This is a genomic window from Thioalkalivibrio sp. ALE23 (assembly GCF_000378545.1).
Classification (GTDB): Bacteria; Pseudomonadota; Gammaproteobacteria; order Ectothiorhodospirales; family Ectothiorhodospiraceae; genus Thioalkalivibrio.
In genome coordinates this window covers 300,510-322,268 of record NZ_KB900034.1, presented here as the reverse complement: position 1 = coordinate 322,268, position 21,759 = coordinate 300,510, and the positions used below count along the sequence as shown (strand labels likewise).

The window sequence follows — 21,759 nt, the reverse complement described above, 5'->3', positions numbered from 1 at the left end:
GACGACTGGGTGGACGTGGAGCGCCAAGGCATAATCCGGGGCGAACCAAGGAGCAAAACCGATGGTGGTCTAGCAAGCTGCATCCGCCCAGAACCGAACCGGGCAACATCCGCAACGCAGACAGGTGGCGCAAGTGTAGCCGGACGCTGACCGGCGGCATGGAAGCTCGAGACCCCGATGGCTGGACTCCGCAGCCGGGCGGCCTAAGGGTGCGTAAAACGTACCGTCCAATGATGAGCCGTGCGTCAGTCAATCGGCAAATGATGCGGGATCAGGCGGTGGACGGACCGCTGCTGAACCGCGTCCCGCACCACCAGCGAGGCCCCCTCCTCTCGAGGATGTCCATGGCCTTGGATGTAACGCATGCCGCAGGCCACCGCCCCGTCGGTTTGCACCCACCATGTTCAATGGAGCAACCTGCCGGTGTTTCGGACGGATGCGCCTTCGGGTACGTTTGACGTAGCGACTGGGGAAAGGAAGCAAACCCATGCCAGTAACAATCGACGATTTTGAAGCGATAACCGGGCGCTCACCCTATCCCTGGCAACGCCGCTGCTTCGCACGGTTGCTGGACGGCGAGATCCCCGATGAGCTGGCACTGCCGACCGGCACAGGAAAAACGTCGGTCGTTCCGCTCTACCTTCTGGCATTGGCCGCCGGGGCGCCGCTGCCTCGGCGTCTGGTGTACGTTGTGGACCGCCGCGCTATCGTGGACCAGACGACTGCGCAGTTACGGACGTGGATCGACGCTCTAGCTGAGATGAACGAGGCGCGGGAGGCGCTGGAAGAAAAAGCGGCCTTCCGGCACCCGGATGCAGGACCGGTCGCGATCGGCACCTTGCGGGGCGGGCTGATGGACAGCGGCGAGTGGCGGCTTGACCCCGCCCGGCCCGCCGTCCTCGTCGGCACCGTGGACATGATCGGTTCCCGGCTACTGTTTTCGGGGTACGGCGATGGCCGAAGTCGCCGAGCCCTGCACGCCGGGCTTCTCGGGGTCGACACCACCGTCGTGCTTGACGAGTCGCACCTCAGCCCGGCTTTTGCCCAAACCCTCCGTCAGGTCGAGCAGCTTCAGGAGCGCCCGACCCGTCACGGCTTCCGCGCAATGACCATGTCGGCGACCCCAAGGGAGGTGGGCGAGGCGACGCTTGAATCCGCCGATGAAGCAGACCCGGTTCTCGGGAGGCGCCTGCGGGCCGTGAAACGGCTCCACCTCCGGAAGGTGGAAGGCAAAGCCCAGTGGCGGGAGACGATGGTCAGCCACGCACTGGCGCGGGAAACCGGCAAGACCCTGCTGTTTACCCGTTCGGCTCAGGAAGCGCAGCGCCTCCATCATGATCTGCTCAAGGCGCTGGGTACGGACAGCGGCGATCGCGTGGGACTTTTCACGGGGACGCTGCGCGGCGCCGAACGCGAGGCCCTGACCGACAGCCCGCTGTGGAAATGCTTTTCCGAGCCGGACACGGAGCCACCCGGCGGCGACCCGGTTTATCTGGTGGCCACGGCGGCCGCGGAAGTGGGTGTCGACCTCGATGCCGATGACATGATCATGGATCTGGCGCCCTTGGACACCGTCATCCAGCGTCTGGGCCGCCTCAACCGCGCTGGATCGCACTCCGACAGTGGCGTGACGATCGTTTACACGCCCGAGGATACCGATTACAAGGCCAACAACAGCGGATGGAAGCACCGCTACGCCGCCGCCTGCGAAAGAACCCTGGAGCTCCTCCAGAGCCTGCCCAACCTTGCTCCGATGGACCTCCTGGGCGTTCCCATGGAATCGATTCAGGAGGCTTCCTCACCCGCCCCGCTGTTCACACCACTCGAACACGACCGCATCGAGCTGCTGGCAGGGACCAGTGCTGGGATCGGGCTTCCGCCTGTGGCGCCTCTCCTCCGTGGCATATCCGACGAGCCGGAAACCGCGGACGTACATGTCCTGTGGCGCGCCGATCTGGGTCTGCTGCTCGAGCAGGGCCCTGGCGCCTGTCAGGACGCCCTCACGCTCCTGCCGCCCCGGCCGCGCGAAACGCTGAGGATTCCCGCGATAGCGGCGGGCAAGGAACTGGCGAAGATGGCGGAGACAACGGGCGGTTTCGAGGGTGTATTGAGACGGCCGGATGGCAGCGTCGGCCGGTTCCAGATCACGTCCGACAGCCAGGGGCTGGCCTCGACGCTCGCTTACGGGACGCTCGTACTGCCCGCCGAAGTGGGTGGACTGTCCGAAGCCGGATTTCTGGACGCGCGAAAAGCCGGTAAAGCCGTTGCCGATCTGGCCGACGACGGAGACGCCCTGCGGTTCGAGAAAACCGCGGGGGAGCATCCCGAGGACCTGCCGGAATGGGTGGACGGCGCCGTCCAATGGTGGGTCCCTCTGCACGATGAGGACGATGAGGATGCCGAGCCCCGCTGGTGGGTGTACGCGCGCCGTCGAGCCGGAGAACTCGCACTCCAGGCCGAAACGGACCTCACCCGTCTGGCTCGCAGGGCCGAGCCGCTGGAGACGCACAATGCCCGGGTCGGCGATGCCGCTGCCCGCATCGGCCATGCGTTGGGACTCGATGACTGGGTCGTGGCCGCGCTCCGCAAGGGCGGCGACGGTCATGACGACGGAAAGGCCGCCCGGATATGGCAACGCGCCGCGGGCAATCCGGGGCAGGAACCACCGGTCGCGAAGAGTGTCCGCGGGCGGTTTCGGCCAGGGCTGCTCGGCGGATACCGCCATGAATTCGGATCCCTGGCACGCGTGGACCGCGCCCTGCCGGTTTCGCACACGGATGAAGACCTGCAGCGGGAACTGGTCCTGCACCTCATCGCGGCCCACCACGGCCACGCGCGGCCCGGCTTCCCGGACCGGCGGCAGTGGGATCCCGAGCTGCCGGACGCGCAATCGGAACACCTGGCGAGGGATGCCGAGCGTCGTTATGCGCGGCTCCAGGCCAGATTCGGTCCCTGGGGGCTGGCATGGCTCGAAGCCATCCTGAAATGCGCGGACGCCTGGGTTTCCAGCGGCTACGCCGATCTGGAGGAAGAATGATGGCCGAACGGTTCCCCGTCGACCCGACCAACCCCGGCGAAATCCTCGCCTGCGCCGCCATCACCCGTCTTGCCGAAGAAGAAACCGGCCCGAACGACTGCGGTTTCATCCAGAGCGACGCACGCTGGTACTTCGAGGCCCCATTGCCTCACGCCACCCTCACCCGTCTCCTCGAAACGGAACCGCGAGAGGAGGATGGTGCTGTCTGGCTCGACGACCAGCGTCTCGACTGGTTCCAGCACCCCTACGGCCTGAACACCGGCTTCAAGTTCTGGGCAGGACAGCAGTCGGCCCGTTCGGTGCTCACCAACCTTGTCGAAGCCGCCCGGACCGGTGACCCTGCCGACTGGCTTACGCACGAGGCCCCAACCACGGGACGCCTCGGCGTGGATCCTCAGGGGACCTGGAACAGTCTGGGGCTGGGCTGGTCCGTCAACGAACATAACCGCCTCAAATACCTTTGCCGGCCCTACGTCGAACTGCTCGCTTTTCTCGGGCTACAGCACTTCCCCGTTCAGGGGGACCGAGGCGAGGGATTCCGCTACCACCTCTGGCAGCCCGCTCCCGCCCTCATCGCCCGCTTTGCCATCGCCGGCGCAAGCCGGTACAGCCTCCAGGGCTGGCGCACCGAAATCGCAGGTGCCGGAAGCAACCGATTCCTCAAACCCGCGCACCCGTTAAGGGAGGAACCATGACGAACATCAAGGCGCTACTCGAAAACGCGGGGACCGTTGCCCTGCGCGTCAATCAGGGACTGGAGCCGATGGAGGGGTGGGAGGTCCCGGTTTTTCCCGCCACCTACCCTGCCGCGGACAAGGCCGGTCACCGGCACGACACCCCCTACACCGTGAATCAGCTCAGGGATGGCCGCTGGGTGGCGACCCTGGATACGGTCCAGAGCCAGGCGAACCGGATGGAAGCGAGCTTCTCCGGGGAGCTGGCGCACACCGTCCCGACCGTATCGATCACCGCGGGCGAGCGCACGATTGGCCTCCCCGATCTGCCCCACCGGCTCGCGGATGCGGCCATCCGCACCAGTGACCTTCACGACGAGATCCGCGCCGCATTCGAGGCCTATGATGCGGGCGACCCCCTTCCCGTCGCTCAACTCGGTCCGACCTCGCTCGTCTATGGTGCGTGGGACAGCCGTGACACCCGGGTGAAGATCCCCCGCATGATCCGCAGCGAGATCTACGCATGGGACGTCGACATCTTTACCCGCTCCGCGCAGTTCACCTCCGCATTCTCCCGTGAGGACCTTGGCCTGACGGAAAACGAATGGAAGAAAGGAGCGGAGGTCGGTTTTGCCCCGACGCCATCGGTGGACCAGCACGGGGGCGTTGTGGTCCACGGTGAAATCCGCCAGATCATGACCCTGCATCTCGGGGCCTGCCGACAGCTCGAGCAGGCTCGACCCGGTCTCGGGACTTACCTTCTTGGTCTCGCTCTGGCCGGGTACTGGGTCGGCGGGCGCGCTTATGACCTGCGCACCGGCTGCTGGCTGATCCCACAGGGCACCCCCTCCATCGAGGCGATCCAGCGCGACGGCACGCGCTCGGAGCTGGAGCTCGATGAGGAACAGGTGAACCGGTTCCTCAACGACACCGCCGTACCCGCCGCCGCCACGCTCGATATCCGGACCGGACCGGATCCGATCCACCAGGCCACGTTCGATCCGAAGGCCGGCAAGGCGCTGCTTAAGAAAGGCGCCGGTGAGTGACATGCCGACCCTGCAACTGACGGTCCGCTGGCTCGCCGAAGGGGAGGGACTGCCTGCTTACCACGGCAGAGAGTGGCCACCCTCGCCTGCGCGCGTGTTCCGGGCTTTGCTTGCGGGCGCGAGCCGGCCGGGTGGCAGTGGTGCGCGCGGCCGGGAGGCTCTGCGGCGGCTGGAGCAGCTCGATGCCCCGGAAATTAGCGGCCCGGTTCCGGAACGGCTCGAGCCCGTCGCCACGGCGGTGCCGAACAACGATTCCGACGTGGTGATGGAACTCCACCGTAAGGGCATACCCGAGCAGGCCCGCAAGAAACAGGCCGCGCTACGCACCATTCGGTCGCGTCAGGGATGGTCCGTTCCCGGGCCGGTCACCTATCTCTGGCGGTTCCCCGAACCAGACCCGGACCCTGAAGCATTCTCGCTCCTTGCCGACGGCCTGACCCTGCTCGGTCAGGGAACGGACCTGGTCAGCGCCGAAGCCCGATGGGCCGAGGACGCGGCCCCGCAGTCCGGCTACCGGTGGCGTCCCGACGAGGACCAGGGTGGACTCGCGATGCCCGTTCCCGGTCCGGGAGAGGTGGAACGCATGGAGTCGCTCCACGAGAGTGCACGGTCGCGCATCCGCGGGGAACATGTCGGCGGCGCCCAGGAACCGCCCGCAGCGCTCGCCGCGTACCATGATCCAATGGCCCCGCCCACCCTGCGATGGGGCGCCTTCACGCTCCGGCTGCCGGACGACAGCGGCCCCTGGTCAGTGCCGGGTGAGGAAGCCATGCGTGTCACCGGAATGGTGCGCCATGCCCTCCACCAGGCGGCCAGGCAGGCGGGACTGGGAGATAAAGCAATCGGCGCCCTGATGGGACACGACGGCCCGGGCCGACTGTATGCCCTGCCGGTTCCGAACGTCGCCCACAAATGGGCAGACGGTCGGATACGGCGCGTCCTCATCGCGGCTCCCCCCGCGGTCGACTCCGATACCTGGCATGCCGTCCTGCTGCGGATGGTTTCAGCCGAGCTGATCGAGGCGGGGACGGGCGAACTCAAGGGAATGCTGGCCCCTGTTCCGCGGCCGGAGGATGACCGGATCCTGTGGCGGTTTACCGATGCGGCCTCGGCATGGTCGGCGGCCTCACCCATCATCCTGCCGGGTTTCGACACCAGACGCGGCCGACCGCGCCCCGGGAAGTCCGTCCGTCGCCTGCTCCGGCATGCCGGGATCCCGGAAGAAGCCGTTCGGCGGGTACGCCTCGACGAGGCACCCCAACTTCCGGGGGCCCAGCCGGCGCGGGCGGTGGAGGTCCCGCATTACCTGCGTTCCTACCCGCGTCGGTTCGTCTCGATCGAGTTCCACACGCCCGTTCCCGGGCCGTTGATTCTCGGAGCGGGTGAGGGGTGCGGTCTCGGACTGCTGACCCATCGCGAGCACCCGAGTGGCGCGCCGGCACCCCGGGAGCACTCGCAGGATGCGAACGATCGATAATTCAAAGACTTGTTAGGGATACTGAATCCCAGCCAAGATGACAAAGGCGAATGGAGACCCGATTCAGCGCCACCACTCGCGAAAGCACGTTGAGAGAGGCATTATCAGGGCGTCGTACGCGAGCCTGTGTTCCCCGGTTTCTGGCCGGGGTGGAATTGAAGCGTTCGGCACCAGGCGGCGTACTACCTGGTAGACGAAGTGTTCCCCGGTTTCTGGCCGGGGTGGAATTGAAGCCACTACCTGCCGCCCGGACCCGAACGATGGAAAGAGCGTGTTCCCCGGTTTCTGGCCGGGGTGGAATTGAAGCAACTGGGAAAACCTGACGGCGGCGTGGTATAGAGCCAAGTGTTCCCCGGTTTCTGGCCGGGGTGGAATTGAAGCTACTCCGCACGCAACGCCCGAAGCTCCTTCATCACTTGTGTTCCCCGGTTTCTGGCCGGGGTGGAATTGAAGCATCCCTCTCACGGTTTTCGCCGCAGGAGCGTTCTGGTGTTCCCCGGTTTCTGGCCGGGGTGGAATTGAAGCCATTGCCCGTCTCTTCTGAGTCTAAGTTTCGTTGCTGCCGTGTTCCCCGGTTTCTGGCCGGGGTGGAATTGAAGCCCCTGTAAGGCGGACAGGTCGGCAACGTCGCAGTAACGTGTTCCCCGGTTTCTGGCCGGGGTGGAATTGAAGCAGACATGGCAGGTGTATATACCTACGCAGCGGACGCCGTGTGTTCCCCGGTTTCTGGCCGGGGTGGAATTGAAGCCAGCCCCTTGGATTGAGTCACTATTCTTCGTCATACCGAGTGTTCCCCGGTTTCTGGCCGGGGTGGAATTGAAGCGACGGGCCCATCAAGGTCGATATGGTTGTGGCGTTGGGTGTTCCCCGGTTTCTGGCCGGGGTGGAATTGAAGCATCTCCGTGCTTGAGCGACCCTGCTCGCGGTCCTCACGTGTTCCCCGGTTTCTGGCCGGGGTGGAATTGAAGCGACCAGCAGACCTGGACCGGCGAGTGGTCCGACGAACAGAGTGTTCCCCGGTTTCTGGCCGGGGTGGAATTGAAGCGCGTCGGCGATCAGTTCGTGCCAGCCTTTGCGCTCCGTGTGTTCCCCGGTTTCTGGCCGGGGTGGAATTGAAGCCACCAGTGCCGCGGCCGCACGTATGCGTTCCGCTTCGTGTTCCCCGGTTTCTGGCCGGGGTGGAATTGAAGCGCGACCTCGCGATCAATCTGACCCAGCCGCTTCTCCGTGTTCCCCGGTTTCTGGCCGGGGTGGAATTGAAGCAAGTACGGCTTGCGGCCCAGCGGGTCGTAATTGATCTCGGCGTGTTCCCCGGCTTCTTGCCGGGGTGGAATTGAGGCTCTCCAGAGCTGCCCGGTTATTGGATCCAAGAGCTGGTGTCCGCACCCACGGGGCTTGGCAACTTCGCCGCGAACGCACGTCGGCCAAATTGGAGCGAATAGGGTTACTTCTGCCTACCCATCAACTCTCTACGGCGCTTGGGTACTGTCGGAACGAAGCGAAAATACCCGGCGCCCCCCAAACGCGAAAAGGCGGGGACCTGCCCCGCCTCTTCCTACAGCCCTTCAAGTACTCCCCAGCCAGCCGGCCGGGCGTTCGGGATCTCTCGGGGGCATCCATACCGGGCGCCCGCCGCAGAACCGATGCCAGTAGCCCTTACGGCCCGCCCGAAGTGTCCGCTGCGCAACATCCGCCTGAGCGCTGCACTGGTCGAGCCCCTGAACCAGGGCCGCCATCGGCGCACCATAGGTCTCGCCGCTGCGGTAGGCGGCGATGGTGAGCCAGAGCGCGTCATGCGCATCCCGGTCCCGCTTCCGCAGCGCGGCCATGGGTTCCTGCAGGTGATATTCGATCAGCCGCTCGTGGCGCTTTTCCGGAATACGGTGCGCATCCGGGACAGCGCACTTCCCCACATCGTGAAAGAGCGCCAGCAGGATGCCGGCTTCCCGGATGCAGGTCGCCACGCTCATCCGCTCGGTGGCCACGGAGACCGCTTCGGCCACTTCCAGGCTGTGATTCAGCAGACCGCCCCGCTCCGCATGATGACAGCGGCCCGAGGCGGTGCCGGTCACGAAGCTGATGGCGAAATCAGGGTCAGAAAAGACGTCCCGAACGAACGCTCGATAGCCTTCGGTCTCCAGGCCTTCAACTAGATCAATCAGGCGGCCCAGGTCCTCCGGATTCGGCGCCCGGTGCGCCGGAAGAAGATCCAGCGCATCCCGTTCGCACGGTGGTTGACCGTAATCCGGGTGCGCGACCAGCACCCGTTGCCCTTTGGGCGTGTCCGCCGTGTGCAGCGAGAGATCCCGGAGCTGGCCGTCCACCAGACCGTGGCCGGCCCAGTCACCGCACCGGGCAAACGCCCCGACCCATCCGGAAGAGTCATACAGGCGCAGCCTCAGGTACGGCTCACCGCTCGGTGCCGTCCCTTTTTCGAAGATCTCCACTCGTGCCGACAGGTCCACCGGTTCGTGGCAGGCGATGTCGTCGAGCTCCACGAACATCTTGAGGTCTTCCACGGTTTCAGCCTTCATGTTCCACCTCCGTGCTGCTGTCGACCGTCCCGCCCTGCAGGCGCATGCGCAGGAGCTGGTCGATGGCGGACCCGTCCTGGCGCGTCAGGTTGGGCACGTAGCGCGAATACACCGTGAACAGCATCTTGGTGTTGGAATGCCCCATCTGCCGGGCAATCCATTCCGGGCTCTCGCCGGCCGCCAGCCACAGGGTCGCGGCCGTGTGCCGCGTCTGATAGGGATTGCGGCGCTTGAGTCCGGCCTTCTTCAGCGTCGGGTACCAGACCCGGTTGTTCACGTTGCGGTAGGCGATCGGGTACCCGTACCGGGTGGAAAACACGTAGCGGCTGCGGTGGGTCTGCGGGCGCTGACGCATGGCCTCGCGTTCCTCCATCAGCGCGCGGTACACCACTTCGGACATCTGGATCGTCCGCGTCGACCCGTCGGTCTTGGTCGTGGTCTCCTCGCCCTGCACCCGGGCCGACTGCACCAGGATCTCCCGACGATCGAAGTCGACGCAGTCCCACTTCAGCCCGTCGATCTCCGAGGTCCGCATACCGGTGAAGAAGCGGACCAGGAAATACCCGCGCCACTCCGGCGGCGCGGCGTCCAGGAACCGCTGCACCTCCTCCAGAGAGAACGGATCCACCTGCGAACGCCCGATTCGCATGGGCTTGATGCCCTGAAACGGCGTGTTAAAGTCAAAGCGGTCGGCGGCTTCCTCCAGAATCTGCTTCGTTACGTTCAGAATCTGGTTGATCCGAGACGCGGACAGCGCCTTCCCGGTATCGCGGTTCACTTTGGCGAGTTCTGCGCGATACTGGAGAATTTCGGATTTCTGGATGTCGCCGACCTTTCGGTCCCCGAACTGCGGGACCACGTGCTTCGACAGGATGTCGGTTACCTTCGTCTGGTACGAGGGCTTCCACAGCGGAGCGTTTTCCGCGAACCAGGTGTCACTGAACTCCCGCATCGTGGGCTGATCCGCGGACGCCTCGGGACCGCTATCCTGCGGCACAACCGCATCCGGCTGCGCGAAGCGCTGCGCATTGCGGCTGTTCGGGAAGGTCTTGGCGTAATCGAAGACCCCTACCCGGATTTCAGCCTCCACCCGCTCCAGCAGTTTCGCGACCCGCTTTCGGTTCGCAACCGTGTCGGTCATGGCCGTGTACTCCCGGCAGCGAACCCCCTGGTACACGAAGTCCAGAAACAGGCGGCCCGTTTCCTTCCTTACTCGAACACTACCCATTGGTCTTACCTCCGTTGGCCATCGGGATCGCGGCCACCGCATCGGTGAACATGTCCTCTTCGATCGTTTCCCAGATGTAGAGCACCTTGCGGCGCCCGAACGGCCGGACGTAGTGCCGTCCTTCCGAGAGGCACTCATGCCGCAGGACGTTGTTGACGTAGCGAGGATTGAGGTGAAGCTTCTCGGCAAGCTCTGCCGAACTCAGATAAGTCATCATTCATCTCCTTTTGTCGATGTATAGCCGCTATACGGCCATGTCTTAAGTGTATAGCGGCTATACGATGAAGTCAAGTAAATAGGCGCTATTCGCTATACGGCTATACGGACGCGCGGGTATACTGCCCGGAATCGAAACCGACGACGGATCTCTCCATGAAACCCTCCAAGACCCATCAGAAGCAGGTGAACATCCGGCTGGACGACGAGACGCTCGACCGCCTGGATGAATGCCGCTCCGATCTCAGGGATCAGTTCCCGAATATCCCGACACGCTCGGATGTCGTTCGGATGGCGATCGAGGAATTTCTGGAGCGCCGTGCCAGAGATGGCCACCCGCCCTCGGAGTCATCGAACGACCGTTAAGGCCCAACTCGGTGGTACTCACTTCTGCGCTTCCACCTCGGCACCGAATCGGCCCAGCCCCGTTCGATCTAGGCACATGTAAGGCCCACACAAGGCCCAGGCAGCAGAACCAGCGATGACCCGTCCGGAACCGGGCAGTCCATGATCAACGCGACATGTGCCACAATAGCCAGAATGCCGCTCGAAATAGCTCAACTAATCCGATACTTACAGCATCCTTTGACACACCCGAAAGACGCTGTAGAATACGCGTCTCGGACACGACAGGCGCGTAGCTCAGTTGGTTAGAGCACCACCTTGACATGGTGGGGGTCGGTGGTTCGAGTCCACTCGCGCCTACCAGATTTGTGAAAGGCGAGCCCGACCTGGTCCGGCTCGCCTTTTTTTCGCCCGGAACCCGTGCATCGGGTCGGGCTGCCGGAGATCGGGGCGGTCAGACATGGAGTCCAGGCTCAGGGCGTTGGTAACGGGGCTTGCGGTGCTGTTGCTGGCCTCCGGCTGTGCGTCGCTGGAACCGCGCGACGACCGCCCGGCGAATCCGCCCTCCGCACCGGCCGCCGAAGGCCCTCTCGCCGAATGGATCACGCCCCGGGTGGATGCATCCCCAGGGGAATCCGGATTCCGTCTGCTGGATGATGGCGTCGAGGCCTTTCAGTGGCGGGCCTTCAGCGCGCGCAAGGCCGAGGATCGGCTGAGCATTCAGTACTACATCTGGCGCAACGATGCCGCCGGCCGGGCCCTTCTCGGCGAGCTGCTGCGCGCGGCCGACCGCGGGGTCAACGTCTCGGTACTGCTGGACGACATCGATGCCCGTGGCCGCGACGACATCCTCGCCGCCGTCGATCAGCACCCCAACATCGACATCCGCCTGTTCAATCCCTTCCGCACCCGTCACGGGATGCTCGGCAAGGGACTGGAATTCCTGACCCGGGGTGTTCAGCTCAACCGGCGCATGCACAACAAGGCCTGGGTGGTCGACGGCCACCTGGCGATCATCGGCGGGCGCAACATCGGCGACGAGTACTTCGAGGCCAGTCCGGAATACAATTTCGCGGATCTGGACGTGGCGATCGTCGGGCCAATGGCCGCCGAGGTGGAGGCCTCCTTCCACGATTTCTGGAACAGCCAGGGTGCCATCGGCATCCAGCGTGTGGTCTCGCGTCTCCCGGATCCGCCCCGGCTGCAGGAGCATCGCGAGGCCCTGCAGGAATGGCTGTCGACACAGAACGACCACCCGCTGCTGCAGAAGGCCCCGGCCGGGCGCCTGCCCCCCGGACATATCGATGACGATGAAGCCTATGTCTGGACTGCGGCGGCGGACTTCGTGGCGGACCCGCCCGCCAAGGCGCTGGACACCGCGGGTTTCGATCCCGAACGGGATGGCGGGGTCACCCCGGCGCTGCGGGCCCGCTTTTCCGAAGTGCGCGACGAGCTGCGCATCATCACGCCCTATTTCGTGCCGCAGCGGCGGGGCACCCGGGAACTGATCGAGATGGCGGAGCGTGGCGTTCGTATCAGCGTGCTGACCAATTCGCTGGCCTCCAATGATGTGGTGTTCACCCACAGCGGATATTCACGCCGCCGCCCCACCCTGCTGCAGGGCGGCGTGGAGCTGCACGAGCTGCGCCCCACCGCCCTGCCCAACGGCGAGGAACGGGCCAGGCGCTGGGGCCTGGGCTCTTCGCAGACCAGCCTGCACACCAAGGCGTTCGTGATGGACGGCCACGAAGCGTTCGTGGGCTCCTACAATCTTGATCCACGTTCGGCCTACAGCAATACCGAATCCGGGGTGTTCCTGCGCGAACCGGCGCTGGTCGGCCAGGTGGTGGACCTGCACGAGCGGATTATCCAGCCCGAGTTCGCCTACCGGGTCGAGCTGGACGCCGAGGACAACCTGATCTGGAGCGACGACCAGGGCCGCACGTGGCGGCGCGATCCCAAGGCCGGCCACATGCGTCAGATCCTTTCGGATCTCACCATCCTGTTCCCGGTGGAGAGGCTGCTGTAATACCCGCGGGGCAGCCCGCTCAGGACGGACGCCGGCCGACGACCTGCACCACCGCGCCGCGACCGGTGTGGTAAACCCCTTCGATCACCTCGCGCTCCAGCTCGTGGGCGTAATCGAACTCGAGGCCATCGAGTTCCTCGCTGAGCGCGTTCAGGTCCATCATCAATTCTTCCACCGGCGGGCCACCGGTGCCGTGCGCCAGCTGAGCCGGCGTGTACGCCTCGAGGATGAAAGTCCCGCCGGGGCGCAGCCCCTGAACGACATCGGCATGCACACGGCGACGGATCTCCGGTGGCACGTGACAGAAGATCGACACGATCACATCCCAGCTTTCGGGATCAATGCGGTAGTCCGCCAGATCGGCGACCTCGGTCCGGATACTCACCCCGCGCTCGGCCGCCAGCCGTTCGGCCTTGCGCAGGCCCACCAGAGAGCTGTCGACCGCGGTCACGTCGAAGCCCTGTTCGGCCAGATACACCGCGTTACGTCCCTCGCCCTCGCCCAGGCACAGCGCATCGCCGGGCGGCAGGGTGGCCACGGCCTCGCGCAGGAAGTCGTTCGGCTCGGTGCCGTAGGCGAATTCCTCCGTTGAATAGCGATCATCCCACATCATCAACTCCTTGCATGTTCCGGGCTCCATTGCCGGGCGAGCGGGTTTGCCCTACTCTTGGCGCGCCCTGCAGTCACCCGATTGCTTCTTCATACGTTCGTTTTCACGACCAGGCCACCATGACCGAGACCGGAACCCTGCGCGGCCGCCTGACGGCCCTGATCGAAGCCAATTACACCCAGCGCTTCATCATCGGACTGATCCTGCTGAACGCCCTGACCCTGGGCCTCGAAACCTCGCATGCGGTGATGCAGGCGATCGGCCCCGTGATCAACAGCGCCGACGCGATCATCCTGTCGATCTTCACCGTCGAGGTCCTGACCAAGATGTTCGTCTACCGCCTGCGGTTCTGGCGCAACCCGTGGAGCGTGTTCGATTTCTTCGTCGTTGGCATCGCGCTGATCCCGGCTACCGGCCCGTTCTCGGTGCTGCGCGTGCTGCGTCTGCTGCGTCTGGTCTCGCTGGTGCCCAAGCTGCGGTTCATTGTGGAGGCGCTGCTGCGCGCGATCCCGGGTATCATCTCCATCATCGGTCTGTTGCTGCTGATCTTCTACGTGTTCGCGATCATCGCCACCGGGCTGTTCCGCGAAACGCATCCCGAGATGTTCGGCACTCTCGGCGCGACCATGTACAGCCTGTTCCAGGTGATGACGCTGGAAGGCTGGTCGGAAGACGTGGCTCGCCCCGTCATGGAGGAGCACCCCTGGGCGTGGGCATTCTTCGTGCCGTTTATCCTGATCGCCACGTTCACCGTGCTCAACCTGTTCATCGCCATCATCGTGGATGCGATGCAGCGCATGCACGACCGCGCGGTGGAAATCGAAAAGCAGGCCATCCACGACAGCGTTCACGAGGAAAACAAGGCCCTGCACAACGAACTCCAGGCCCTGCACGAGGAGACCAGCGCGCTGCAGGAACGCCTGTCCCGGATGCAGAACCTGCTGGAACAGCGATCGCGCGAAGGACGCTAGCCGACCTCCCCGGCCCCGGTCTCCGACAGCGGCACGCATTCGGGCCGGATGCGGGCCGCGAACGCCTCCGATATGCGGTGCAGATCCACCACATCCACCGGAAACGGCAAATCCGACTCGGCGAGGTCGGCCTCCAGTTCCCCGAGGATCGCGAAATCCAGGGCCTCGCCGGCATCCACCAGCAGGTCCAGGTCCGAAGCGGGCGCGCTGCACCCGGTGGCGCGCGAGCCGAACAGCCACACCCGCGTCCCCGCGGGCAAATGCCGGTGCACGAGACGCTCCACCACCTCCCGCTGAGCGGGCGTCAGGTCAACCACCCGGATGCTCCAGCTTCTCGATCAGGGCCTGCACGGCGGGCAGAAAGCTTCTGCGCAATCTCGTACACCTCCTCCGCCACGGCTTCGTTATACGTGTGCGAGGTCATGTTGCGGGCTCTGTGGAAGGCAAACCACTGCGCGGGATCCTCGATCAATTGCCGCGTTGCCGCCAGACGAAACAGCTCCCGACGACTGAGCGGCATCACCACCTCGCGCCCCTCATCCTCGACCAGCCGCCGCTGCAGCAGCTTCCACGCCAGCTCGAAGCTGTATTCGAAGCGCTGGATGGTCGCATCGCGCATGAACTCGTCCTTCGGCTGCGCCAGCGCCCGCTCCAGCAAGGCGGCCGCGTCGCGCAGCGGGGTCACCAGCAGACCGTCACTCATGCACTGCCCCTTCCGTGGCTTCCGGCTCGGCCAGCAGATCCTCGCCCGCCAGCAGCCGGGCCAGTTCCTCCGGGCCCAGCACCGGGACGCCCAGCGATTCGGCCTTTGCGACCTTGGAACCGGGGTCGGCCCCCGCGATGACCGCGCTGGTCTTCTTCGACACCGAGCCGGTGATCCTGGCGCCCAGCGCCTCCAGGCGCGCGCGCGCCTCGTCGCGGCTCATCTCCTCCAGGGTCCCGGTGAGCACGAACGTGCGGCCCGCCAGCGGGGCCTGCGCGGCCTCGTCCCCGGCGTCGCCGGGCGGGGCCGCCGCCGGCTCCGGTTCCGGCCAGTGCACGCCGGCCGCACGCAGGGCTTCGACCACCTCGCGATTATGCGGCTCGGCGAAGAAATGCACGATGTGTTCGGCCACCACCGGCCCCACGTCCGGGATCGACTGCAGGGTCTCGGCATCCGCCGCCATCAGGGCATCCAGGTCACGGAAATGCGCGGCCAGGGCCTGCGCGGTGACTTCGCCGACCTCGCGGATGCCGAGGGCGAAGATGAAGCGCGCCAGCGTGGTCTCGCGCGCGGTCTCCAGCGCGCGCACCAGGTTGTCGGCCAGTTTCGGCCCCACCCGTTCCAGCTGCTGCAGGGTCTCCGCATCCAGCGCGAACAACTCCGCCGGGGTGCGTACCCGGCCGCTGTCGACCAGCTGCTCGATCAGCTTCTCGCCGAAGCCCTCGATGTCCATGGCGCGACGCGACACAAAGTGCTTGAGCGCCTCGCGCCGCTGCGCCGGACAGACCAGCCCGCCGGTGCAGCGCGCCACCACTTCGCCTTCCGGGCGCTCCACGTGCGAGCCACATTCCGGGCAGGTGGCCGGGAGTTCGATCGCGCGGGTCTCCGCCGGCCGCTCGCCTCCGGCGCGACCCACCACCTCGGGGATCACGTCCCCGGCGCGGCGCACGATCACGCGGTCGCCGATGCGGATATCCTTGCGCTCCACCTCATCCATGTTGTGCAGGCCGGCGTTGGACACCATCACCCCGCCCACCAGCACCGGCTCCAGCCGCGCCACCGGCGTCAGGGCCCCCGTGCGCCCCACGTTGAACTCGACGTCGCGCAAAGTGGTGGTGCGTTCCTCGGCCGGGAACTTGTGCGCGATCGCCCAGCGCGGGGCCCGCGACACGAACCCCAGCACCTGCTGGTCGGCCAGATCGTCCACCTTGTACACGATGCCGTCGATCTCGTAATCCAGATCGCGCCGCCGCGCGGCCAGCTCGTCGTAATAGCCCAGGCAGCCCTCCACCCCGGTCACCACGCGGCGTTCGGGACACACCGGCAGGCCGAGATCACGCAGGGCGTCCAGCACCGCCGACTGCCGCCCCGGCAGCGCCCCGCCCTCGACATGGCCCACGGAATAGGCAAAGAAACTGAGCGGGCGCCGGGCCGTCACCTTGGGGTCGAGCTGGCGCAGGCTGCCGGCGGCGGCGTTGCGCGGGTTCATGAAACCGCGCTGCCCCTCGGCCTCCAGCCCCTCGTTGAGGCGCAGGAAATCCGCCCGGCGCATGAACACCTCGCCGCGCACCTCCAGCACGGCCGGGATCGCCCCGCCCACGGCCTGCGCCCCGGCCGGATCCAGGCGCAGCGGCACCGGGCGCACGGTGCGCATGTTGGCGGTCACGTCCTCGCCGGTTTCGCCGTCGCCGCGGGTGGCGGCGCGCACCAGCACTCCGTCTTCGAACAGCAGCGAGATCGCCAGCCCGTCCAGCTTGGGCTCGGCCATGTAGGTGACGGCCTGTTCGGCACGTGCCGGATCACCGGTGTCGCGCGCCAGGCGTTCGCGCACCCGCCGGTCGAAGTCGTGAATCTCCCCGGGCTCGAAGCCGTTGGCCAGCGACAGCATCGGCAGCCGGTGGCGCACTGGCTCGAAGCCCTCGGCCGGCTGCGCGCCCACGCGCTGGGTCGGCGAGTCCGGGGTGATCCATTCGGGGTGCGCGGCCTCCAGCGCCTGCAGCTCGCGCAGGAGTTCGTCATATTCGGCGTCCGAGATCTCCGGGTCGTCGTGGACGTAATAGCGCCGGTTGTGGTGTTCGATCTGTCGGCGCAGCGCCTCCAGGCGCTCGCGGTCGGCGCTCATTGCGTCCTCCCGCGCCGGAGGATGTCGGGCCGGTTGCGCAGCAGCCACTGGTTCAGGTCCTCGCGCATGTGCGCCAGGGTCTGGTTCGTCGCCGTCGACTGTTGCGCGTCCAGGATGGTGCCCCCGAGGTCGCGTGCCAGCGCGTGCGCGTTCTCCAGCAGTGCCTCGAACGCGCGCTGCGGATGGGCACTGTAGTGCACCTGGGTGAACAGGGTGACGCCGGGGGTCATCATGTCCGCCAGGTCCTCGTCACGCAGGGTCCCGGGCGCCACCATGTTGGCCACCGAGAACAGCGGCTGTCGTTTGTCGCTCTCGGGTTCATGGTAGTGGTAGATGTCCATCGCCCCGGGCTTGAGGCCCGCGCGCTCCAGCGCGGCGCCCAGCGCCACGCCGGTGAACGGCTTGTTCCGGGGCGCGACCACGTGCAGCAGGAGAATCTTCTCCTGCAGCGACGCCGACGCGGCGCGCGGGTTCTCGCCCGCCTTCCACGGATCGGACACGTATTCGCCCAGCGATTCCGGATCCGGCCTGTCCGGCTCCTCGATCAGATCCGGATCCACCTCGTGGTCCGGGTCCAGGCGTTCGCCGACCGGGCCACGCGACTTGCGTCCGGCTCCCGGCATGCGCGCGCGTACGGCATCCAGACCCTGGCGAGTGACGGCGATCAGGCGTTCCATCGGCGACGGCTTCGCATTCCGGCGACGCTGGGACGCCGGGGCCGTCCCGCGCCCGGGCTCGGGGTCGGGGTCGGGCTCGGGCTCCGCCCGCAGGTCGCCGCCGTAATCGGTCTCGAACCCGCGCGGACCGGACGCACCATGGTCGGCGGCCCCGGCGCCGGGCTCTTCGTCCTCCAGCACGCCGTAGATGTCGTTGACCGGTTCCTGCGCGGAGGTCGAGCCGCGCGGCGCGGCCTCGAACGGATCATCCGGATCGGGCTCCGCATCCGGGCCCGGCGAGGTCACGCCGAGATGCGGCTCGCGCCGTCCGCCGGTCACGCGGGGACCCTCGTCCAGCGGATCGGGCGCGCCGGCACGGATGTGAACCGCATCATCGGCCCAGTCGCCGGCGTCATCGGCCTCGTCACGCTCGCGCGCACGCGTGCGCATGCGGTGCGTGATCCAGATCCCCGCGATCAGGACGATTCCCAGCAGCAGCAGACTCAACCGCATCCAGTCCACGAAAATTCCTCGCTCGTTGCGCCCGGCGCCGTCAGGCCCCGGCCATTTCCACGGCCTCGTCGACGTCCACACTGACCAGACGCGACACGCCCGGTTCGTGCATGGTAACGCCGATCAGCTGTTCCGCCATGGACATGGTCGACTTGTTGTGGGTGATAAAGATGAACTGGATCCGCTCCGACATCTCCCGCAGGAGCTCGCCGAAACGCCCCACGTTGGCCTCGTCCAGCGGCGCATCCACCTCGTCCAGCATGCAGAAGGGTGCCGGATTCAGCTCGAAGATGGCGAATACCAGCGCCGAAGCCGTGAGCGCCTTCTCACCCCCGGACATCAGATGGATGGTGGACAGGCGCTTGCCCGGCGGACGCGCCATAATCGCCACGCCGGTATCCAGCAGGTCGTCGCCGGTCATCTCCAGGCGCGCCTCGCCGCCGCCGAACAGGCGCTGGAATTTCTCCCCCAGCCCGGCGTTGACCTTGTCGAAGGTCTCGCGGAACAGCGTGCGGGTCTCGCGGTCGATGCGCTGCATCGCCGCCTCCAGGGTCTCCAGCGCCTCGATCAGATCGGCGTGCTGTTCCTCCAGATAGCGCTGGCGTTCTTCCAGCTCGCGGGCCTCGTCGATCGCCGCCAGGTTGATCGGCCCGAGCTTCTCGATCGCCCGGTCCAGCTCGGCGATCGCCCGGTCCCAGACCTCCACGCCGGCGTCTTCCGGCAGCTCGGCCGCCAGGTCGCGCGCGTCGAATCCGGATTCCTGCAGCTGTTCGCGCAGCTGTTCCAGCTGCGTGGCCCGTGAACGCTGGTCCAGCCGGTATTCCTCGCAGGTGGAACGCTGCTGCTCCACCCGCTGCTCCAGCTCCGTCAGCTCGCCGGCCACCTCGCGCAGGGCATGATCGCACTCGTCCAGCTGGCCGCGCGCGGCGGTCAGCGCGCTCTCGGCCGCCTGGCGCGCCTCGGCCGCCGCCTGCAGGTCCTTCTTCCACTGTTCCAGCGGGGCACGCCGGCCCTCCAGACCCTCGCGCAGACGTTCCTGACGCTCGCGATCCTCGCTCAGCTGGCGTTCCAGGCGTTCCCGCTCGCTCTGTTCGCGCTCCAGCCGATGGCGCGCCTCCTGCTCGGCCAGGCGTGCCTTGCCCGCGGCATCGCGTGCCGCACGGGCCTGCTCGCGTGCCTGCTGACGGGCCTCGCGGGTCGCGGCCACGCGGGCCTCCACGGCTTCCCGATCGGCCTCCAGACCCTCCAGACGCTCGAGTGCCCGATTGCGTTCGGCCTCGGCCTCGTCGAACTGAGTGCGTACGCGTTCGTCCTCCTCGGCGACCTCTTCCAGCTCGCGGTCGATGCGCGCCTGCTGCTGTTCCAGCTGTCGCGCCTGATCGTGCAGCCGCTGCACGCGGTTCTCGCCCTCCTGCAGCTGCTTGCGTTGTTCCGCGATCCGCGCGTCCACCGCGTCGCGGGCCTCGCGCGCCGCGCCGATGCGCTCCCTGCGCCCCGCCAGTGAAGCCTCCAGCGCCCGGCTGCGCTCCTGCAGGGCATCGCGCTGCTGCTCCAGCTCGCGTGCCAGACGCACCCGCGCGACCGCCCCGCTGACTTCGGCTTCCAGCGTGCCATGGGCCAGCCAGCCCGGGCCCAGCCAGGTCCCGCCGGGCGTGATCACGCTCTCGCCCGGGCCACAGTCCCGGGCCCGCTCACGCGCCGCCTGCGCATCGGCGGCGCAGTAGATGCCGGCCAGCCAGCGCCGCACGGCTGCCGGACCGCGCACCCGCGCGGCCAGACTGTCGTCGGGTACTGGCTCGGCGGACGCCGTGCCATCCAGGCGGCGCAGCGGCGCCTCGGGCAGATCGGACAGAGCCGCGGCCTCCAGCCCCAGGGGATCGCCGGCACCTTCGGGCACCTCGGCCTCCAGCCAGTTCCCCAGCACCGCCTCCACCGCGGTGTCCCAGCCGTCCTCGACCTCCAGCGCCTGGACCAGCGGGCGGCCGGCGTCGATACCGTGGCGCCGGGCCCATTCCTCGCGCTGCTTGCGAGTCGCCTCGGGATCGGCCTCGCCACCGAAGGATTCCAGCCCGGCCAGGCGCCCGGCCACCTCGCGGTGCTCGCGCTCCACGGCATGGGCCTGTTCCTGTTCCTCCGCCTGCTCCGCCTCCAGACGTTCCAGCTCGGCGCGCGCCTCGGCACTGCGCGCCTGCTCGGATTCCAGGGCCTCGCGCAGCCCGGCGAGCTCGCCCTCCACGCGCTCGGCCTCCTCGCCCGGATGGGTCTGCGGCAGTGCGGCCTTTTCGGATTCCAGTTTCTCGCGCCGGCGCGCGAGGCGCTGGCGGGTCTGTTCGGCGCTGTCCATGCGCGAACGGGCTACCTGCGCGGCCTGACGCGGTTCGGCCAGATTGCGCTCCCATTCCTGCTGGGCCTCGCGCGCCGCCTGGTCCGCGTGTTCGGCCTCCTCGGCGGCGGCCTCCAGGCGCTGCTGTTCGCGTTCCGCATTCTCCAGCGCTTCGCGCAGGCGCTCGCATTCGCGCTCCGCCTCGCGGATGCGCCCGGCCACCGCATCCTGCTGCTCGCCCGCCGTGCGGATGCGCGTGTCCAGGTCCTCCAGTTCGCGCGTCTCGCGCTCCAGTTCGGCCTCGGCATGGCGAATCGACTGCTCCAGGCGCGAGACCTCGGCGGCGCGATCGTAGTACGCGCTCTGTGCCTCGGACACTGCCGCCTCGCGGTCCACGCGCTGCTGGCGCAGGGTCTCGGAGCGGGTGCGCGCGTTCTGCGCCTCGGCCTGCAGCCGGGCGAGTTCGGTCTCGGCGGCGGACAGCTCGGCGCGGCGGCTTTCCAGCGCGGCCTCTTCCGCCTGCAGCCGCAGCAGGACCGCCTCGGCCCGCTTGCGCCGGCGATCCGCGGCCAGCTGCTGGTAGCGCTCCGCGGTCGCCGCCTGCCGGTTCAACCGCTCCGCCTGCTTGCCCACCTCCTCGCGCAGGTCGTCCAGGCGCTCCAGGTTTTCGCGCGTGTGGCGCACGCGGTTCTCGGTCTCGCGCCGGCGTTCCTTGTATTTGGAGATTCCGGCCGCCTCTTCCAGATAGGTGCGCAGGTCCTCCGGACGCGCCTCGATCAGCCGCGCGATCATGCCCTGCTCGATGATGGCGTAGCTGCGCGGCCCCAGGCCGGTGCCCAGGAACAGATCCACGATGTCGCGCTTGCGCGCGCGATGGCCGTTCAGGTAGTACTTCGACTGCCCGTCGCGGGTGAGCGCGCGCTTGACCGCGATCTCGGTGTAGGCGCTGTATTCGCCGCCCAGTCGCCCTTCGGAGTTGTCGAACACCAGTTCGATGCTGGCCTGCCCCACGGGCTTGCGGCTGGAGGATCCGTTGAAGATCACGTCCTCGCCGGAATCCCCGCGCAGATGCTTGGCCGAGGATTCGCCCATCACCCAGCGCACGGCATCGATGGTGTTCGACTTGCCGCAGCCGTTGGGCCCCACCACGCCTACCCGGTTGCCGGGCAGCACCAGGGTGGTGGGGTCCACGAAGGACTTGAAGCCGGCCAGCTTGATTCGGGCAAGGCGCACGTCGGTATCCTGGGTGTTCCGCAGCCTGGGGTGTACGGGCGT

Annotated in this window: 16 protein-coding genes, 1 tRNA gene and 1 CRISPR repeat array; of the genes, 8 read left to right on the top strand and 9 right to left on the bottom strand. The window is 67.0% G+C overall.

The genetic code is table 11. The annotated features are described in order from the left end of the window. Positions 1-487 precede the first annotated feature (487 nt). The 4 genes from cas3u to csb2 are packed head-to-tail and all read left to right on the top strand — an operon-like array spanning position 488 to position 6,234. The gene (cas3u, locus tag F573_RS0110230; RefSeq protein WP_019022503.1) at positions 488-3,037 is read left to right on the top strand and encodes a type I-U CRISPR-associated helicase/endonuclease Cas3; all 2,550 of its coding nucleotides are present in this window, start codon (positions 488-490) and stop codon (positions 3,035-3,037) included. Continuing rightward, on the top strand, positions 3,034-3,732 hold the full coding sequence (locus F573_RS0110225; RefSeq protein ID WP_018870931.1) for a hypothetical protein: 699 nt from the start codon (positions 3,034-3,036) through the stop codon (positions 3,730-3,732). The genes cas3u and F573_RS0110225 overlap by 4 nt, the downstream gene beginning before the upstream one ends. Further along, on the top strand, positions 3,729-4,757 hold the full coding sequence (gene cas7u, locus F573_RS0110220) for a type I-U CRISPR-associated RAMP protein Csb1/Cas7u (RefSeq protein WP_019022502.1): 1,029 nt from the start codon (positions 3,729-3,731) through the stop codon (positions 4,755-4,757). The genes F573_RS0110225 and cas7u overlap by 4 nt, the downstream gene beginning before the upstream one ends. Before the next feature lies 1 nt (position 4,758). Beyond that, positions 4,759-6,234 carry a type I-U CRISPR-associated protein Csb2 gene (gene csb2, locus F573_RS0110215; protein WP_019022501.1) on the top strand — a complete coding sequence of 492 codons (1,476 nt, stop codon included), beginning with the start codon at positions 4,759-4,761 and terminating at the stop codon, positions 6,232-6,234. A 126-nt stretch (positions 6,235-6,360) separates the two neighbouring features. Then, a CRISPR array of direct repeats spans positions 6,361-7,574; the repeat unit is 36 nt; unit sequence GTGTTCCCCGGTTTCTGGCCGGGGTGGAATTGAAGC. A 225-nt stretch (positions 7,575-7,799) separates the two neighbouring features. Here csb2 and F573_RS0110210 read toward each other — a convergent pair. From F573_RS0110210 to F573_RS0110200, 3 genes are read right to left on the bottom strand one after another with little or no spacing between them, the layout of a single operon-like run. Beyond that, positions 7,800-8,768, bottom strand: coding sequence for a hypothetical protein (locus F573_RS0110210; protein WP_019022500.1), 969 nt, complete (start codon positions 8,766-8,768; stop codon positions 7,800-7,802). Continuing rightward, positions 8,758-9,996 carry a site-specific integrase gene (locus tag F573_RS0110205; protein WP_081617422.1) on the bottom strand — a complete coding sequence of 413 codons (1,239 nt, stop codon included), beginning with the start codon at positions 9,994-9,996 and terminating at the stop codon, positions 8,758-8,760. Before F573_RS0110205 ends, F573_RS0110210 begins: the two co-directional genes overlap by 11 nt. Continuing rightward, positions 9,989-10,210 carry a hypothetical protein gene (locus F573_RS0110200; RefSeq protein ID WP_018870378.1) on the bottom strand — a complete coding sequence of 74 codons (222 nt, stop codon included), beginning with the start codon at positions 10,208-10,210 and terminating at the stop codon, positions 9,989-9,991. Before F573_RS0110200 ends, F573_RS0110205 begins: the two co-directional genes overlap by 8 nt. Before the next feature lie 158 nt (positions 10,211-10,368). On the opposite strand from F573_RS0110200, the gene F573_RS0110195 reads away from it, so the two are divergent. The 3 genes from F573_RS0110195 to F573_RS0110185 all read left to right on the top strand — a co-directional run bounded on the left by F573_RS0110195 (position 10,369) and on the right by F573_RS0110185 (position 12,586). Then, complete coding sequence (locus tag F573_RS0110195; protein WP_018870379.1) at positions 10,369-10,578, top strand: CopG family transcriptional regulator; 210 nt, start codon at positions 10,369-10,371, stop codon at positions 10,576-10,578. A 265-nt stretch (positions 10,579-10,843) separates the two neighbouring features. After that, positions 10,844-10,920, top strand: a tRNA-Val gene (locus tag F573_RS0110190). Positions 10,921-11,056: 136 nt separating this feature from the next. Continuing rightward, the gene (locus tag F573_RS0110185; protein ID WP_019022499.1) at positions 11,057-12,586 is read left to right on the top strand and encodes a phospholipase D family protein; all 1,530 of its coding nucleotides are present in this window, start codon (positions 11,057-11,059) and stop codon (positions 12,584-12,586) included. 19 nt (positions 12,587-12,605) lie between these two features. On the opposite strand, the gene F573_RS0110180 is transcribed toward F573_RS0110185, so the two are convergent. Continuing rightward, complete coding sequence (locus F573_RS0110180; RefSeq protein ID WP_018945677.1) at positions 12,606-13,196, bottom strand: cyclopropane-fatty-acyl-phospholipid synthase family protein; 591 nt, start codon at positions 13,194-13,196, stop codon at positions 12,606-12,608. Between the two features lie 119 nt (positions 13,197-13,315). Between F573_RS0110180 and F573_RS0110175 the strand changes: the two genes are divergently transcribed. Beyond that, the gene (locus F573_RS0110175; RefSeq protein ID WP_019022498.1) at positions 13,316-14,167 is read left to right on the top strand and encodes an ion transporter; all 852 of its coding nucleotides are present in this window, start codon (positions 13,316-13,318) and stop codon (positions 14,165-14,167) included. Here the strand turns inward: F573_RS0110175 and F573_RS0110170 are convergent. The 5 genes from F573_RS0110170 to smc are packed head-to-tail and all read right to left on the bottom strand — an operon-like array spanning position 14,164 to position 21,717. After that, positions 14,164-14,484 carry a nucleotidyltransferase family protein gene (locus tag F573_RS0110170; protein WP_019022497.1) on the bottom strand — a complete coding sequence of 107 codons (321 nt, stop codon included), beginning with the start codon at positions 14,482-14,484 and terminating at the stop codon, positions 14,164-14,166. The genes F573_RS0110175 and F573_RS0110170 overlap by 4 nt on opposite strands. Then, the gene (locus F573_RS14250) at positions 14,472-14,870 is read right to left on the bottom strand and encodes an HI0074 family nucleotidyltransferase substrate-binding subunit (protein WP_019022496.1); all 399 of its coding nucleotides are present in this window, start codon (positions 14,868-14,870) and stop codon (positions 14,472-14,474) included. Before F573_RS14250 ends, F573_RS0110170 begins: the two co-directional genes overlap by 13 nt. Next, a complete protein-coding gene (ligA, locus tag F573_RS0110160; RefSeq protein ID WP_019022495.1) occupies positions 14,863-16,992 on the bottom strand; it encodes an NAD-dependent DNA ligase LigA in 2,130 nt (709 codons plus the stop codon). The genes F573_RS14250 and ligA overlap by 8 nt, the downstream gene beginning before the upstream one ends. Continuing rightward, positions 16,989-18,170 carry a cell division protein ZipA gene (gene zipA, locus F573_RS0110155; protein ID WP_019022494.1) on the bottom strand — a complete coding sequence of 394 codons (1,182 nt, stop codon included), beginning with the start codon at positions 18,168-18,170 and terminating at the stop codon, positions 16,989-16,991. Before zipA ends, ligA begins: the two co-directional genes overlap by 4 nt. 31 nt (positions 18,171-18,201) lie before the next feature. Next, on the bottom strand, positions 18,202-21,717 hold the full coding sequence (smc, locus tag F573_RS0110150; protein WP_019022493.1) for a chromosome segregation protein SMC: 3,516 nt from the start codon (positions 21,715-21,717) through the stop codon (positions 18,202-18,204). Positions 21,718-21,759 lie beyond the last annotated feature (42 nt).

Coding starts and splice junctions, on each gene's coding strand:
- cas3u (WP_019022503.1), top strand. CDS start 488: ATGCCAGTAACAATCGACGATTTTGAAGCGATAACCGGGCGCTCACCC.
- F573_RS0110225 (WP_018870931.1), top strand. CDS start 3,034: ATGATGGCCGAACGGTTCCCCGTCGACCCGACCAACCCCGGCGAAATC.
- cas7u (WP_019022502.1), top strand. CDS start 3,729: ATGACGAACATCAAGGCGCTACTCGAAAACGCGGGGACCGTTGCCCTG.
- csb2 (WP_019022501.1), top strand. CDS start 4,759: ATGCCGACCCTGCAACTGACGGTCCGCTGGCTCGCCGAAGGGGAGGGA.
- F573_RS0110210 (WP_019022500.1), bottom strand. CDS start 8,768: ATGAAGGCTGAAACCGTGGAAGACCTCAAGATGTTCGTGGAGCTCGAC.
- F573_RS0110205 (WP_081617422.1), bottom strand. CDS start 9,996: ATGGGTAGTGTTCGAGTAAGGAAGGAAACGGGCCGCCTGTTTCTGGAC.
- F573_RS0110200 (WP_018870378.1), bottom strand. CDS start 10,210: ATGACTTATCTGAGTTCGGCAGAGCTTGCCGAGAAGCTTCACCTCAAT.
- F573_RS0110195 (WP_018870379.1), top strand. CDS start 10,369: ATGAAACCCTCCAAGACCCATCAGAAGCAGGTGAACATCCGGCTGGAC.
- F573_RS0110180 (WP_018945677.1), bottom strand. CDS start 13,196: ATGTGGGATGATCGCTATTCAACGGAGGAATTCGCCTACGGCACCGAG.
- F573_RS0110175 (WP_019022498.1), top strand. CDS start 13,316: ATGACCGAGACCGGAACCCTGCGCGGCCGCCTGACGGCCCTGATCGAA.
- F573_RS14250 (WP_019022496.1), bottom strand. CDS start 14,870: ATGAGTGACGGTCTGCTGGTGACCCCGCTGCGCGACGCGGCCGCCTTG.
- ligA (WP_019022495.1), bottom strand. CDS start 16,992: ATGAGCGCCGACCGCGAGCGCCTGGAGGCGCTGCGCCGACAGATCGAA.